The sequence below is a fragment of the Sulfurovum aggregans genome, assembly GCF_055385215.1.
On the sequence record NZ_AP042387.1, the window covers coordinates 1,958,690 to 1,974,347 of the forward strand.

The 15,658-nt window shown below is 37.2% G+C and carries 14 protein-coding genes and 1 other RNA gene; 13 read left to right on the top strand and 2 right to left on the bottom strand.

From position 1 onward, the window contains the following. Nucleotides 1-2 precede the first annotated feature (2 nt). From ACZ48W_RS09950 to rnpB, 4 genes are all read left to right on the top strand, one after another. Complete coding sequence (locus tag ACZ48W_RS09950) at nt 3-860, top strand: 2-oxoglutarate ferredoxin oxidoreductase subunit beta (protein WP_464828249.1); 858 nt, start codon at nt 3-5, stop codon at nt 858-860. Nucleotides 861-869: 9 nt separating this feature from the next. Continuing rightward, nucleotides 870-1,424: a 2-oxoacid:acceptor oxidoreductase family protein gene (locus ACZ48W_RS09955; protein ID WP_464828250.1), complete on the top strand. Its 555-nt coding sequence runs from the start codon at nt 870-872 to the stop codon at nt 1,422-1,424. A 204-nt stretch (nt 1,425-1,628) separates the two neighbouring features. Beyond that, a complete protein-coding gene (locus tag ACZ48W_RS09960; RefSeq protein ID WP_464828251.1) occupies nt 1,629-2,552 on the top strand; it encodes a glutaminase in 924 nt (307 codons plus the stop codon). Nucleotides 2,553-2,576: 24 nt separating this feature from the next. After that, an RNA gene (rnpB, locus tag ACZ48W_RS09965) (RNase P RNA component class A) lies at nt 2,577-2,923 on the top strand. Here rnpB and ACZ48W_RS09970 read toward each other — a convergent pair. Beyond that, complete coding sequence (locus ACZ48W_RS09970) at nt 2,924-3,172, bottom strand: hypothetical protein (protein ID WP_464828252.1); 249 nt, start codon at nt 3,170-3,172, stop codon at nt 2,924-2,926. It lies immediately after the preceding RNA gene. 181 nt (nt 3,173-3,353) lie between these two features. Here ACZ48W_RS09970 and ACZ48W_RS09975 point away from each other — a divergent pair, with 181 nt between their 5' ends. From ACZ48W_RS09975 to ACZ48W_RS10005, 7 genes are all read left to right on the top strand, one after another. Continuing rightward, entirely contained in the window at nt 3,354-3,494 is a 141-nt protein-coding gene (locus ACZ48W_RS09975; RefSeq protein WP_464828253.1) for a hypothetical protein, read from the top strand. A gap of 327 nt (nt 3,495-3,821) precedes the next feature. Beyond that, nucleotides 3,822-4,613, top strand: coding sequence for an HlyD family secretion protein (locus tag ACZ48W_RS09980; RefSeq protein ID WP_464828254.1), 792 nt, complete (start codon nt 3,822-3,824; stop codon nt 4,611-4,613). Beyond that, entirely contained in the window at nt 4,613-6,403 is a 1,791-nt protein-coding gene (locus ACZ48W_RS09985) for a molybdopterin-dependent oxidoreductase (RefSeq protein ID WP_464828255.1), read from the top strand. The genes ACZ48W_RS09980 and ACZ48W_RS09985 overlap by 1 nt, the downstream gene beginning before the upstream one ends. A gap of 146 nt (nt 6,404-6,549) precedes the next feature. Next, nucleotides 6,550-8,376 (top strand): site-specific DNA-methyltransferase, encoded by a 1,827-nt coding sequence (locus tag ACZ48W_RS09990; protein WP_464828256.1) that lies wholly within the window; start codon nt 6,550-6,552, stop codon nt 8,374-8,376. Continuing rightward, complete coding sequence (locus tag ACZ48W_RS09995; protein WP_464828257.1) at nt 8,376-9,671, top strand: AAA family ATPase; 1,296 nt, start codon at nt 8,376-8,378, stop codon at nt 9,669-9,671. The genes ACZ48W_RS09990 and ACZ48W_RS09995 overlap by 1 nt, the downstream gene beginning before the upstream one ends. After that, nucleotides 9,668-10,186 (top strand): DUF4276 family protein, encoded by a 519-nt coding sequence (locus ACZ48W_RS10000; protein ID WP_464828258.1) that lies wholly within the window; start codon nt 9,668-9,670, stop codon nt 10,184-10,186. The genes ACZ48W_RS09995 and ACZ48W_RS10000 overlap by 4 nt, the downstream gene beginning before the upstream one ends. A gap of 1 nt (nt 10,187) precedes the next feature. Beyond that, nucleotides 10,188-12,740, top strand: a complete 2,553-nt coding sequence (locus ACZ48W_RS10005) for a restriction endonuclease (RefSeq protein WP_464828259.1) — start codon at nt 10,188-10,190, stop codon at nt 12,738-12,740. A gap of 552 nt (nt 12,741-13,292) precedes the next feature. Here ACZ48W_RS10005 and ACZ48W_RS10010 read toward each other — a convergent pair. After that, a complete protein-coding gene (locus ACZ48W_RS10010; RefSeq protein WP_464827689.1) occupies nt 13,293-14,612 on the bottom strand; it encodes an IS1380 family transposase in 1,320 nt (439 codons plus the stop codon). A 213-nt stretch (nt 14,613-14,825) separates the two neighbouring features. Here ACZ48W_RS10010 and ACZ48W_RS10015 point away from each other — a divergent pair, with 213 nt between their 5' ends. Together ACZ48W_RS10015 and ACZ48W_RS10020 are read left to right on the top strand one after the other, a co-directional pair. Continuing rightward, nucleotides 14,826-15,029, top strand: a complete 204-nt coding sequence (locus ACZ48W_RS10015; RefSeq protein WP_464828260.1) for a hypothetical protein — start codon at nt 14,826-14,828, stop codon at nt 15,027-15,029. 5 nt (nt 15,030-15,034) lie between these two features. Further along, nucleotides 15,035-15,508: a nucleotidyltransferase gene (locus ACZ48W_RS10020; RefSeq protein WP_464828261.1), complete on the top strand. Its 474-nt coding sequence runs from the start codon at nt 15,035-15,037 to the stop codon at nt 15,506-15,508. Nucleotides 15,509-15,658: the final 150 nt, after the last annotated feature.

Below are 15,658 nucleotides of genomic sequence, written 5' to 3' on the forward strand. Positions count from 1 at the left end.
CAATGGCATTTAATTACGATCAATATTTAAGACTTGAAAAGATGCCAACACTATGGTGTTGGGGATGTGGTGACGGTGTTATACTTAAAGCCTTCATTAGAGCAGTAGATAAACTCGGTATCAGCAAAGATGATATGTGTGTGGTTTCCGGTATCGGTTGTTCAGGAAGATTCTCTTCATATGTAGATTTCAATACAGTACATACAACGCACGGTAGAACAGTAGCGTATGCAACAGGTATCAAGTTGGCAAACCCGGACAAGCACGTAGTATGTGTTGCCGGTGACGGTGATGCGCTTGCGATCGGTGGTAACCATACGATACATGGTTGTAGAAGAAACATCGATATCACGATGATTGTTATCAACAACTTTATCTATGGTTTGACAAACTCTCAAACATCTCCAACTACACCAAAAGGTATGTGGACAGTATCTCAAAAAGCGGGTAACATTGACCCGACATTTGACGGTTGTAAACTTGCCATTGCAGCAGGAGCTTCATTTGTAGGTAGAGAGAATGTAACTGCACCTAAAAAACTTGAAAAACTTTTTGTTCAGGCACTTGAGCATAAAGGTTTTGCATATGTTGAAGCACTGTCTAACTGTCACATCAACCTTGGTAGAAAGAATAAAATGGCAAATGCTATGGAAAATCTTGACTGGATCGACAGTATCACTGTTTCTAAAAAGAAATATGATACATTGAGCCCGGAAGAACAGCTTAACCTACTTCCTACAGGTATCTTGAAACAAGATACTGAGGCAGATGAGTACTGTGATATGTATGCAGAAATCCAAAAAGTACACCAAGGTCAAAGAGCTAAAATTACTCAAGATGACTTTGAGAAAAAAATATAAGGAGACACTATGGCACGAACATTAATGAGATTTACAGGCGTTGGTGGACAGGGTGTTCTTCTTGCTGGAGAGATCTTTGCAGCTGCAAAGATCAAAACTGGAGGTTACGGACTAAAAACAGCTACATATACATCACAAGTACGTGGTGGTCCAACGGTTGTTGATATTACTTTGGATGATGATGAGATCTACTATCCATATGCGAATGAGGGTGAAGTAAACTTCATGTTATCAGTTGCAGATGTAAGTTTCCAATCATTTAAAAATGGTGTAAAACCAGGGGGAACAATCGTTGTTGAGCCTAACTTGGTACATCCAAGTGAAGAAGATAGAAAAAAATGGAATATTATTGAGATTCCTATTATTACTATCGCCAAAGAAGAGGTAGGAAACGTGATTACTCAATCTGTAGTTGCACTTGCTATCGCTAACACTATCATGAATGCGATCGATAAAGATGTACTTATTGAGACTATGCTTTCTAAAGTACCTAAAAAAGTGCATGAGCTTAACCTCAAAGCATATGAGTTAGGCGAAAAATACGCAAAAGAAGCAATGAAATAATCTTTCTTCTTGCGCGTTATTGCATCTTCGGGCGATGGAGTCAGTCATTTACTGACGTAAGCTCCTTCGTCCAAATACCCAAATCTACAACAAATCAAGAAGAAACCTTTACTTCATTGGTTATTTAGATCTTTTTTTAACTTTTTTATTTCTTTTCCATTTTTCCTTTTTATTTCAGTATAATAATTTAAAAAAGTACACATAATGAATTATCAAACTATACTCGATGAAATTTACGATGAAATACAGCCTGAACTTATGCGAGGCAAGGTTGCTGACTATATTCCTGCTTTAGCAGCAGTTGAAAAAGGGCAGTTTGCTATGACCGTGACACTTGACGATGGTCAAGTATTTTCAGTGGGAGACAGTAAGAAAGAATTTTCAATACAGAGTATTTCTAAAGTCTTTACTTTCACATTGGCATTGGATATTTACAGTAAAGATCTCTATAAAAGAGTAGGGGTAGAGCCTTCAGGTAATCCTTTTAACTCTTTGGTACAACTTGAGTATGAAAATGGTATTCCACGCAACCCTTTTATCAATGCAGGAGCTATAACGATCACCGATACGCTTATCAGTCATTATAAAGATGAGTACAAAACACTTGAAGTCATTATGAACTTTATACGGGAGATAAGCGGTAATCCCCATCTCTCTTTTGACTCTATCGTTGCAAGATCTGAAATGGAACATGGAGATAGAAATCTGGCGTTGGCAAGGCTGATGAAGAGTTTTGGAAATTTTGATAACGATGTTATTGCCACGGTGATGACCTATTTTAAACATTGTGCGATCACTATGAATACAGAAGAGTTATCCCGCTCAATGTTATTTCTGGCATTTGGAGGAACGGACCCCATAACAAAGAAGCAATTTATTACACCTGCACAGGCAAAACGTGTGAATGCTGTAATGCTGACCTGTGGACATTATGATGCCAGTGGTGAATTTGCCTTTCATGTGGGACTTCCTGCAAAAAGTGGTGTGGGAGGCGGTATTGCTGCAACTGTTCCCGGCAAGATGTCCATCGCAGTATGGTCACCGGGACTCAACAAGTATGGTAACTCTCATGCAGGAACACTTGCTTTGGAAAAATTTACAACTAAAACCGGACTATCTATTTTTTAGCTGTAAAATATGCTATAATTCGCGCAGGTGCAATAGGTAGTTGCTGGTGGTGTAAACCACGAGAGGAAAGTCCGGGCTGCAAGTGAGACAGGACTCCATCTAACGGATGGCCAGAGTAATCTGAGGGCAAGTGCAACAGAAAGTAAACCGCCAAGCTTTGCTTGGTAAGGGTGAAAGGGTGGGGTAAGAGCCCACCGGTGCCTGTGGTAACATGGGCAGCCAGGTAAACCCTGTCCGCAGCAAGAAGTATATGGTATAAGTCTCACAAGCTGTTAGATCAGCACTCATACTTCGCTTGAGCGTATTGGCAACAATACGCCTAGATAAATAACTACCCACGACAAAACCCGGCTTATCGTTGCACCTTATATCTATGCAAAATGATGCAAAATTCCCATATAATCGGCACTTTTAGCTATTTTTACATGATTCTCTATTTTGCAAACAAATCTATCAAACATATGACTAAATACCTGTTTAACACTATCACTCTTCATATTGGAATATCGTCTAGTTGTAGCAGTTGAAGTATGTCCAGGTACCGCACCAATCTGCTCTAAACTATATCCATTATTGATACTTACTAATCCTATTAAATGAGGTATATCATGTAATCTCATTTTAGGAAGTCCAGCTTATGCTCTGATATTTCTCTATTGAAAATCTATACCTGTACTAGAGATACCCAGGAGAACCAGTTCCTTTAAATTATGTAAGCTGAACTTTTTGTATTTCCTCTCTTAGTCTCCTTTTGGGTATAATTTTCTTGTCAGCAAAAATCAATTTAAAGGACACAGTCAAATGGAAAATAAAACAAAAGAAAAGATTGAGAAGATCTATGAAGTTGTTTCCGTGCTTGAGCGTGCAGTACGAACCAATGTTAAAGATATTGCTGCACTGAAAGAAGAGATCAAAGACCTCAAGAAGCAGTTAGAGAAGTAAATCTCTGTGTTTCTTTCTGGCTACACTAAACCCCAGATGCTATCATAGAACAATCAATTATAATAAGCGTATGAGATATTATACTGATTTGGTATAATACCACTCAAGAAGTAGCATATCACTACTATTAAAATAATATAAGTGTACTAGAACAGTAACTAAATGCCTATATAGCGAAAATAGTACATAACTTATCGTTGTACCTATTTTTAGTGTTATGTGCCAAGCGTTAAGTGTTATGATTTTCTTTCTTATACGATCTTCTTAACATTTAGTATTTAGCAATTAACGCTATTTTGATATAATCAATTAAAAAAGAGATTACGTATGAAAATATTTCTACTATTATTTATCCCATTATTTATCTTCGCAAAAGTACACTATGCAAAAGTAGAACCTTATGAATCAGTAGTCCTTAAATCTGCTGTAAGTGGATTGGTCATTGAAGTTGATCTGGATGCTGAAGGGGAGATGGTGGATGCTAAAAGAGTGATCCACTTGGATGATGCGCTTGATAAGATCAATCTTGAAGATACAAAAAAAAGTGTAGAACTTTTAGAGAAAATGTTAGATATTAATAAAGAGATAGCAAACAGTTTAATCGGTACAGTCAAGAGACAGGAAGGCTACTATCAACGTATTTCCAAACTCTCTACAGCATCAAGAACACAAAAAGACAATGCCTATAGCAGTTTTGTTTCTGCAAAGACCCAATATTTGAGTACTCGTGAAAAGATCATCAGTTTAGAGAAACAGATACTCGATATGAAGTATAAAATTTCACAGCTTAAAGACACTATCTCTAAAAAGTCTTTAGTATTAGAAAATAAATATCTTTATAAACTAATGGTACGTAAGGGAGACTTTGTGGCTCCGGGCTCTCCTCTTGCACAGGTTGAAGATGCGAGTAGAGCAAAGTTGGTACTTTTTTTAGAGCCTGAAGAGTTAGAAGAGATAGGCCAAAAGAGAGTCTATATTGACGGGAAGAGAACAGCGTATAAAGTAGGTAAAGTATGGCGTGTGGCGGATGAGAAGTTTATTTCCTCTTATAGGGCTGAGATCTATATTTCTGCACCTGAGAACGCATTTTCAAAACTTGTGAAGGTTGAGATAAAGTAATGCAGACAGCTTGTGGATTGGATTGTTATGATGCATGCAGCATCATTGTTGAAGAAGGTAAGTTCCCTAAGCTAAAGGGAAATGTGAACCACCCTACAGGTAATGGTGCTTTATGTGCGCTACTCAACAAGATCATGTTTGAAACTCCCCGTATAGAGAAACCCAGGGTTGATGGTAAAGAGGTGAGCATGCAAGAGGCTATGGAAGCTGTTGCTGATGCCTTTAAAACAGATAAGTCACTTCTCTGGAGAGGTTCAGGTAACTTTGGCGTAATGCAGGAGGCGACGAACCTTTTTCTGGAGAAGATAAAAGGCTCTCTAACGAGAGGAAGTCTTTGTGACGGTGCCGGTGATGCGGGTATAGCGTTGGGACGAGGAATTAACAAATCTCTGCCTCTTGAACAGATAGCAAAAGCAGATACGGTAGTGGTATGGGGACGTAATGTGACAGTGACAAATTCACATATTATGCCTTATCTTGAAGGTAAAAAGATAGTGGTTATCGACCCTGTACGTACATCCATTGCAAAAAAAGCAGATCTGCATCTTCAGATAGCTCCTCGAACGGATTATTATGTAGCGATCATGTTGGCAAGGTTTATCTTTATGGAAAATAGTGAAGACACGGAGTGGATGGATGAGTTTGCTTCAGAGTATGAGGATTTCTATGACTATACACGTGAACATAGAATCAAAGCGATCTTAGCCTATATCGGTGTAACTCTGGGAGATATGGGCAAGGTATTGGAATATCTGCGTAACCAGAAAGTAGTTTTTTTGGTCGGGAACGGTGTACAGAAATACTCAATAGGCTCCTATACGCTTCATGCTATTGATTCTTTGGCAGCTACACTCGGACTCTTTGGTAAAGAGGGGTGCGGGGTGAGTTATCTGTCTAATTCCAAATTGGGCTTGGATAATCCTTTTGAAGTAAAGTGTGATCGTGTACCCAAAGCCACAACAAACTTTTCAGAGTTTGATACCGTACTGGTGCAGGGAGGAAATCCTGCAGAGTCCATGCCGGACAGCAATCGTGTGAAGAAGGAGCTAGAGGGTGTCGAAAATCTTATCTATTTTGGGCTTTATGAAAATGAGACTTCCAAAATGGCTAAGATCGTCATCCCTGCGAAGAACTTCTTTGAAAAAGAGGATGTACGGTTAAGTTACGGACACCAGTATGTGGAAAAGATGAACAAAGTGATGGATTCGGACATAGGTATCAGCGAATATGACTTTACGAAAACACTTTTTGATGCTTTTGGCTTTGAAGGACTTGAGTCTGAAGAATATTACATCAATAGCTGGCTTGAACAGTGTCAAAAAGAGGGGGAGCAGTATATCTCTCCTGGCCATCAGAGTGTACCGTATAAAGAAGGTTTCGGTGAAGACGGAGATGATGAATTTGAGTTCATCGAAGAGTATGAAGATGATTTTGTCAATACGAAGCGCTTCAGGAAACACCGTAAAGAGAGGAAGAACAAGCCCAAAGACGAAACTTTTTGGCTTCTTTCTCCCAAGTCAGGTAAAGCCCTCAATACGCAATTCATCAGAGGTAATGAAGTGCAACTTCATCCAGAATTAGGCTATAGTGAAGGTGAGAGGGTAAGGATAAGTTCAGAATATGGAGAACATGAATTTTCTGTGAAATTAAATGAAGATATTCGCCTTGATTGTATTGTCATAACAAATAATACAGTGGGAGTGAATTACCTTACGCCAAGTATCCTCAGTGAAGAGGGTGAGAGTGCCTGTTATCAGGAAGTAAAAGTACGAATAGAAAGAGTCATTTAAGACATTTTTTTATAATTGCTTGTTTCCATGTTACGAAAAAAAATAAAAATGTATGAGGTGCTTTATAGGAGTTTTGTCACTAGGAGTTAGCCTTGATTTTTGCTTTTTACGCTAAAATAAATAATCTTATTTTTTAGGGATATTTAGTGACTTTAGAGAGCCTTGATATTAAACAACAGAAACTACGAGAACTTCAGCAGATACTTCCTGAGATATTTGAAGATGGGGAGATCATTCCTGAGAAGCTTAAAGATGTTTTTGCAGATGAAGTCAATGAGTCTCGTGAACACTACAACTTCACATGGGCTGGTAAGCGTGACTGCTACAAGACTATACGTGAAAAGACCCATGCTACGCTTAAAGTAGATGAAGAGGTGGCTAATGATAATGAGATTCCTGATGGTGAGAATGTTTTCATAGAGGGAGACAACCTAGAGGTACTTAAACTTCTTCAACTCTCGTACCACAAAAAAATTAAGATGATTTACATCGACCCACCCTACAACAAAGACAAGGACTTCGTCTACTCTGATACATGGGGAGACAGCATACAAAACTACCTCATACAGACAGACCAGCTCCGTGAAGAGGGCTACACAACGACCAAAACAAACTCTACAGGACGCAGACACACCAACTGGCTCAATATGATCTACCCACGGCTTTGGCTGAGTCGTAATCTGCTTAAAGATGACGGAGTGATCTTTGTGAGTATTGATGATGATGAAGTGCATAATTTGCGGAAGGTGATGGATGAGATTTATGGGGAGGAGAATTTTGTAGCCAATGCTATTTGGGAGAAAAAATATAGTCCTCAAAATGATGCAAAATGGCTTAGTGATAATCATGACCACATATTGATTTATGCTAAAAACAAAGAAATATGGCGACCAAATTTATTGCCTCGTACAGATGAACAGAATGCACGATATAAAAACCCAGATAATGACCCGAGGGGAAATTGGAAATCTACAGATTTATCTGTTAAGACCTATTCTGAAAAAAATGATTATCCCATTAAAACACCTTCTGGAAGATTAGTTAATCCGCCAAAAGGGAGATGTTGGTCAGTTTCCAAAGTAAAGCTTCAAAAACTTATAGAAGATAAAAGAGTTTCATTTGGAGATGATGGTGATGGTGTACCAAGATTAAAAAGTTTTTTATCAGAAGTGCAACAAGGAACAGTACCATTAACAATATGGAAATATAAAGAAGTTGGTCATAATCAAGATGCATTAAAAGAAATAAAAGACTTATTTGATGGATATGCTTATTTCGATACACCTAAACCGACCAAATTACTAAAGAGAATGTTACATTTAGGAAGTAGTGAAGATGACATCATCTTAGACTTCTTCGCAGGAAGTGGTACTACAGCTCATGCGGTCATGGATTTAAACCAAGAAGATGAAAAAAATGCGAAAAGAGGTAATCGTAAATACATCTTAGTGCAACTCCCTGAAGCCACAGATGAAAAGAGTGAAGCCTATAAAGCAGGGTATAAAAAGATAAGTGACATTACCAAAGCACGCATTAAGAGAGCTATGAAAAAACTGGAGTACAAAGAGGGCTTTAAGTCGTTTTACCTGGATAACTCCAACTTCCAAATCTTTAAAGAGGTCAAAAAACGCCCCGACATGAGTTATGAAGAGATAGAGCAGATGCTTAAGATGAGTATGTTCCACGAAAACATACTCACCCAAGGAGCCAAAGAACTCGACATCGTCTATGAAGTGGGGCTCAAAAATGGATTTACACTGAGTGCAGAGGTAGGTGAGGTGAAGTCTGAAAAATACAGCTTCATTACCCTTACAGAAGGGGAAAGAGTTTTTTACTTTAGCTTCGACAAAGAGATAGAGGGTGACATCGTACATGATGTACCCAAAGATGCCAAACTCATTTGCTATGAAAAGGCTCTCACGACCAATGTGAAGCTTAATCTACGTGAGAATTTGGATTTGGAGGTATTGTAATGTCGAGTGTTTTGTTAAAGCGTTTGTATCTTCATAACTTTAAAAGTTTTTGGGAGAGTGAATTTGAGTTTGGAAAGTTAAACTGTCTTATAGCTCCTAATAATACTGGTAAGAGTAACCTTATCGAAGCATTGAAGTTTTTGGATAATCTTATCTATAAAAATAGTATTGTGGCTATCGATACAATAGGCTTGGATAAGATAAAAAATTATCATCATGATGAGCCTTTGACTATGATTGAAGCTGATTTCCTTGTGAAAAACAGGGTACTTGTAGGCAATGAGCTGATAGATTATGACATTATTCTATATTTTCACTATTGGTTCAACTTTGAGACTAAAGTACCCAATATTGACATAAGTATAGCAGGTAAGATAAAGTCTATTATCATAGATAGAGCAGATTTGAAGCAGGGTGTAGGTGCTAGAATCATAGGAGATTTTGAATCATTCATAGAAGGGTATAATAAGTCTTATGATGAGCTTTTAAACAAGAAAAACTATCAGGGGTTTAATTTTAACTATAACCATACAACCTTACGATATACGATTTTCACAAGATATGCAAAAACACAAGAGACAATTGCCAATCTATTTGCATTGAACATTGAGAAACAAAATGAAGTACTTAGAAAAGAGATGAATTTAACCTTTATCTTTAACAAAAACTCTCTTTTTTCTTCTCACTATTTTAAAGCAGATAGTATGAAAAGACCTGAGATGACAGGTGTTCCATTGTTGATGGAAAATGGTAAAAACCTACCAGAATTTTTACAAGAATTAGATGATGAAACGTTTGAAGATATCTCAACCTCTCTCATAGGAGAAGTAGAGTTGGTACAAGGTATACGTATAGAAAAAGGCGTTGTACCACAGTTGGTTTTTGAAGAGGAAGTTAGCGAGAAAAAACATTATGTAGCATTACAAGATATTTCAGACGGTACTGTGCACTTTATAGCCATTATGAGTGCGATACTGGGCAATAAACAAGCTGTAGGACTCATGATAGAAGAACCAGAGCGACATATGCATATGAAAGTACTATCTTATATACTTGATACAATGAGGGATGATGATAAGCAGATATTTTTTACGACGCATAATATGGAGATATTGCAACAACTTGAACTTAATGAAATTATTTTCATGTTTAGGGATTATAAAGGAGATACAAAATCTAAAAGAGCAGAGGATATATATAATATTAAAAAATTAATGAAGATCTATAAAAATGATTTGGTTGAAATGTTAAAAATAGGTATTTTGGATGATATGAATTTAGAGGAAGATTCATGAAGGTTGGAGTGATTGTTGAAGGGGATAGCGATAAGGAGTTTTTTGAAAAATATTTCAAACCAACATTAAAACGAGATATGCTTATTACATCTTCTGGAGGAAGTAAGTCTTGTCGCATATTAAATAAAGCAGCAGTACATCAAGATATAAAGGCACTGATAGCTAAACAATGTGAACATGTTTTTGTTTTAGTTGATTTGGATACAAAGTGTGAAACAAAACAAGGGCAATTTACTTGTATTTTAGAATTGAAAAAATGGTATAGACGAAAAATAGGTACCGATAGTTTTGAAAATGTTACAGTTGCAGTGGCATCTAAAGAGATAGAAGCATGGATGTTGTCTGCATGGGAAAACAGTAATAATAAATCGAAAGAGGATTTTAAAAAACATTTTCCCTCAAAAAAATCTCTTAGTGAAAAAGATTTAATAAAAAGGTTTTTAGGCTCCAGAAAAGACATAGATCGCTCTAAAAATGACTCCTTAGATTATTTTATGACAAAGTTGGGAATATAGTATGCAACTAAAATACACTATCCAGCCTCACCAAACCAAAGCCATAGAGTCTATAGTAAGCCTCTTCCAGGGGCAGAGTAGACAGGTGTGTGAGTATGATATTTTTGATGGTGAGGCGGTATGTGGTAATGGGTACATACTAGATGATGTGTCACTGCTTGAAAATTTACAGAGAGTACAAAGGGACAATACCATAGAAGAGTCTTTGATGTTACAAAGTCGTGACTTCTCTGTGGAGATGGAAACGGGTACAGGCAAGACCTATGTGTACATCAAGTCTATACTTGAACTCTATGAGAAGTATGGGTGGAACAAGTATATTATCATTACCCCGTCAATAGCCATACGCGAGGGAGTGCTGAGTTCTTTGGCTAGCATGAGGGCACATTTTGAGTCACAGTATAAATTTCCTTATGATTATTTTGAGTATGATTCCTCCAGACTTGGGAGTTTGAAGCATTTTATCCGTGATGATGGCTTACAGATAATGGTAATGACCATAGACAGTTTTAAAAGAGCCAATACCATACTCAACATGCCCCAAGAGGGATTTGCAGGGACACCTAAAGAGAGTCTACAAAAGACAAATCCTATACTCATACTTGATGAACCACAGAACATGGAGAGTGAGTTAAGCAAAACCTCTATAAATGAGTTAAATCCACTCTTTACCCTTAGGTTTTCTGCAACACATAAAAACTATTACAATCTTATTTATACACTTATGCCAAGAGAGGCACTGAGTCAAGGACTCGTCAAGCAGATAGATGTACTGGCACTGAGTGAAAACCAAACGGTGAATGACAGCTATGTGAATGTACTCAAGATAGAGATAGATAAAAAGTCTAAAAGACCTGTGGCGATGTTGGAACTCATCGTGAAAAACAAAGATGAGTTTGTCACAAAGTCTGTCAAAATAAAAGGAAATGATAGCCTTAAAGAGAAGACAAAAAACCCCATTTACTCTGGGTTTATAGTCGATGAGATCAATGCCAGAGAGATGTATATACAGTTTGAAAATGGTTTACGTTTAGAGGTTAGTCAGATCAATGGACAAGTTAAACGGCAGATACAAGAACAGCAGATAACTGAAGCCATAGCTATGCATATGAAGAAATATGAAGAGCTCAAAAAGAAAAACATCAAAGTGTTGAGTCTCTTTTTTATCGATAGGGTGGCTAACTTTTTGACAGAAGAAGATGGCTGGATGCAGGATCATTTTTGTAAAGAGTTCGATAGACTCAAAGTTGGGTATGAGAGTTTTAAAGATGTGCATACCGAGGATATATATAAATATTATTTTGCCAAGAGAAAATCTGGGTATATTGATGACTTGAAAAATAATGACAGTGATAGAAAACTGGCAAAAAAGACCTATGACCTTATTATGAAAGAGAAAGAGAAGCTTTTGAGTTTTGAAGAGAAGACAAGTTTTATCTTTTCTCATAGTGCATTAAAAGAGGGCTGGGATAATCCTAATGTATTTTTCATTACGACACTTAACGATACAAAATCGGAAATGAAAAAACGCCAAATTCTTGGACGTGGTGTGCGTTTAGCTGTTGATAGATTTGGAAATAGGGTAGAAGATAAAGAGATCAATAGACTCACAGTGGTTGCCAATGAGAGCTTTGAAGCATTTGCAAAAGGTTTACAATTGGAGTATGAAGCTAGTGGGGTTAACAGTGGAACAACAGTTAATAATATTAAAGAGAAAAAGAAAGCCAAACGTAAGTATACTGAAGCACAATTAAATGATGAATTCAAGGTATTGTGGAAAAAACTAAAGAGCAAAACAATTTTTGAGCTTAAGTTAGATGAAGAGAAATATAAAGAAAAAGTTATTGGAAAACTACAAGATATAGAAACTAGAGAGCAAAAAATAGTAAAGCAGTTTGGAACTATAGCAGATGACATCTATGGTTATGTGGCAGAAGAGAAGAGTTATGCACTTCACTTTGAACAGACGCTTCCTGATTTGGTGAGTGTGATTGAAAAAGAGACAGGTATCACTAGAGGGATGATCATAGATATACTCAATGCTGTAGATCTGAAACCGTTTATACGAAACAGTGATGAGTATGTAAAAAGAGCGATAGAGGCTTTCGATGATGCTAAACATGAGATACTTACAGAGAGTAGTGATGGTATAGCCTATAAAGAAAGTGGTGAGTATTATGAATTTGTAAATGTTTTTCCTGAAGAACTGGAGGGATATGATCTGGAAGCGTGTAAAAAAGGTTTATATGATGCAGAGCAGTGGGATTCAGATATAGAAAAAAACTTTATAGACTGTGCAGATATGCAATTTAAATTTTTTGCAAAACTTCCTAAGCGATTTAAGATCAAAACACCACTTGGTAATTACAGCCCTGATTTTGCAGTGATTAAGTATGATGAGAGCGAAGGAGCTTTTGTGGTAGAAACAAAAGGAAGTGATAAGAATAGAGACATGAGAAGTAGAGAATCATGGCAGATAGCTTATGCTAAAAAGCATTTTAAGTTTTTAGATGTGAAGTATAGGGATAAGATTAAGAACTGTAATGATATATAGCAGAATCTTCTGAATGTATAGGCTTATTCAGAGGGTTTAATGTTCAATGACTGAATATTTTTTACTCTAAGTTAGAAAACAGATAACAACACTCTGCTATAATATCATCAATAATAATTTACAATAACGGAAAAATAAAATGACTTTAGAACAACAAGACAAAAAATATGTGCTTCAAACCTATGCACGTGATTATACAAACTTTGTAAAGGGTGTGGGCTCTACACTTTATGATGAAAATGGAGAATAGGGGTCGGGTGACAATGACAACCCTACTTGTTTAGCCCTTGGTGGGTGTGACCCACCCTACAAGAGCTTTAGACCCAAATCCCGAAATAGAAAATTCATTTCATAAAAATTGAGAGACTATAACCCGTTTTTGTCTCCGAACTGTAAAAAAGTGTGCTTAAAAGAGCTCTTTGTATCCCTATGTCAACAAAGTGGTGCGTCAAATACTCTTTTTAAAGCCATTTTCCTGATTTTTTGACATAGCTATCCTGTCACTTTGTCTGAAGAAGAAATGATAAAGGGAATGCCGCAGTGGTGAAGTTGCTACTCTAAACTGAGCAAATAGCATTGATGCCGTATGTGATTGAGGATATCCACAAACGCTTCATTGACTTTAAGCACGATTTGGCGAGCATGATGGACTACTTTACCTGCAATATGATACAGTTTATAGCGAATGGTTTGAATGGTGTGTTTTTGCCAGCTGACATGTAATATACGTTTAAAGAGTATGAACAGGTTGTATGCCAATGTACCGATATGAAAGTAGAGCGCATTGGCTTGAAAGTCTGAAGTTGGCAGGTACTTCAGATTGAACCCGTTTTTCAGTTCTTTGATTCGGTTTTCACTGGTATCACCCCGTTGTCGGTAAAAGCGTACAATCTCTTCAGCTGTTTTCTCCAAGTCATTGGTGGCAATCACACTGTAACGTTCAGAAGCGAGTGCCAGCTTCTCTTCCTGGCTTAGAAACGCCTCCATGCCATGCAGCAATGGGGTGGTGGTTTTTTTAATCACAATCATACGAAAGGCATGATCGGTATTCTGCATCGTGTGGTAAAATTCTGCTACCTCTTCTTTGAGATGATGTGCGGTACCTTTTATTGTTCTAAGGGGTTCCCAGGAATCAATTGTTTCAATGTTTGTCAGTACACTCCTGTCAAGATGCCCGCCTACCACATAGATGATATTACGATTATTGCAATAATTGAACAGTGATGACTGATACGAAGCGCTATCGGCTCTCAGATAGGAGAGTTTTCGATGTTTGGGAAGTTGTGCTTCACACTGTTTGACGAATGCAAGATTATGATCAGCAGGTGCTACATTACCGGCTCTAAACTCCTGATGAATCACATAGCCGCCATTAAGATGCCCAATGATGGGAGTAAATCCCGGGAACATTTTATAGGTGGTAAACGCAATAGATTTATGGCTTTCTATCACGGTTGCATCAATATCAAGCACCAAAGGTTCATCTATTCTGCGAAGATAGCGTTGTAGCAAGGTACGGTTGAGTTTTTCCATCCCCGACATCTTGACTTTGCCGGAGCGTTTGAGCCATTTGCCGATACTGTCTGCTGTGGGAATATGCTTTATCCCAAGTAGTTCTTGGAGTGCGTGATCGGACTGAAGGGTGCGGATATCCTCCAGATATCTGCCTCCACTGTGTAACATTAGAACAAGTGAATGGATAAAGGTATAAGGATCGTAGCCTCGGTTACTTTTAGGTAAAGGAAGATATCGGTTGCATAACCGATCAAGCTTGATTGCTTTTAAAAACTCTCCAAAGACTGCCTCTCCTGCTCTGGGTGTCAGTCTCTCTTCGGTGCTCTCTACAGTGAAATTTAAAACACTTTGTGCCATACTTTTATCCTCCTGGAAAAAGCTCACCCATTGGGTGAAAGCGTTGAGTGGGCTTTTTCTCTGGCTTTCTTCGTATTTTACAGCATCTTCACTTATTCTTTTGTTTTTCTATTTCGGGATTTGGGTTAGAAATCCTTATTCCCTTCCAACATCTATTTATGCTAAAATATAACAACTAAAAAAGATAGAAATCAGTCATCAAGGATGTGTAGTGTGAAACAGAAAAAAAGAATCATAACCTTAAAAAAAATATCTTTGCATGATGAAGCACACCATAGTTTTATTGTTGGGCTAAGTGGTGATGAACTCTTTAAAATGATGACATCTATGACAGCACAACATTACTTTGAGATACATGGAAAGTACCCAGCACGATTAGATAAAACAAAAATAGCATTTAGAAGCACAAAGGCTTAATCTTGATGGATTACTTTGAAGATTATAAAGATATGTTGCAACTGTTTAACAAATATCAAGTTAAGTATTTGGTAGTAGGTGCTTATGCAATGGGTAACTATGGGTATAGTAGACACACGCTAGATATAGATTTATGGATAGAAAAATCTGTAGAAAATGCAAAGTGTATTCAAAAAGCCTTTCATGACTTTCCCGTACCATATGAAATTACAGTAGATGACTTAAATGCAGACAATCTTGTATTGCAAATTGGTATTGAACCTATGAGGATTGATATATTAACAGATATAGATGGTGTTGAATTTTCAGAAGCATGGAACAACAAAACAAATAATAGTCTATATGGTGAAGAGATTCACTTTATAGGTATAAAAGACCTTATCAAAAATAAAACCTCCACAAATAGAACCAAAGATAAATATGATGTGTTGGAATTAGAAAAAATTAACCCGAATTTAAATCCAAAGTGCAATTTCTAAACTTTTAATATTTGTTTGAATACGAAAAGCTAAAAAATCTGCACCATCAGAACAGCAGCTCAAGGCATACAATTTGAACTTACAAAATCTTTCCGAAATGACGGTGTGCTTTGTGGGAAGTTTATTTCTGTTGTAAGTGATTGCTTGAAA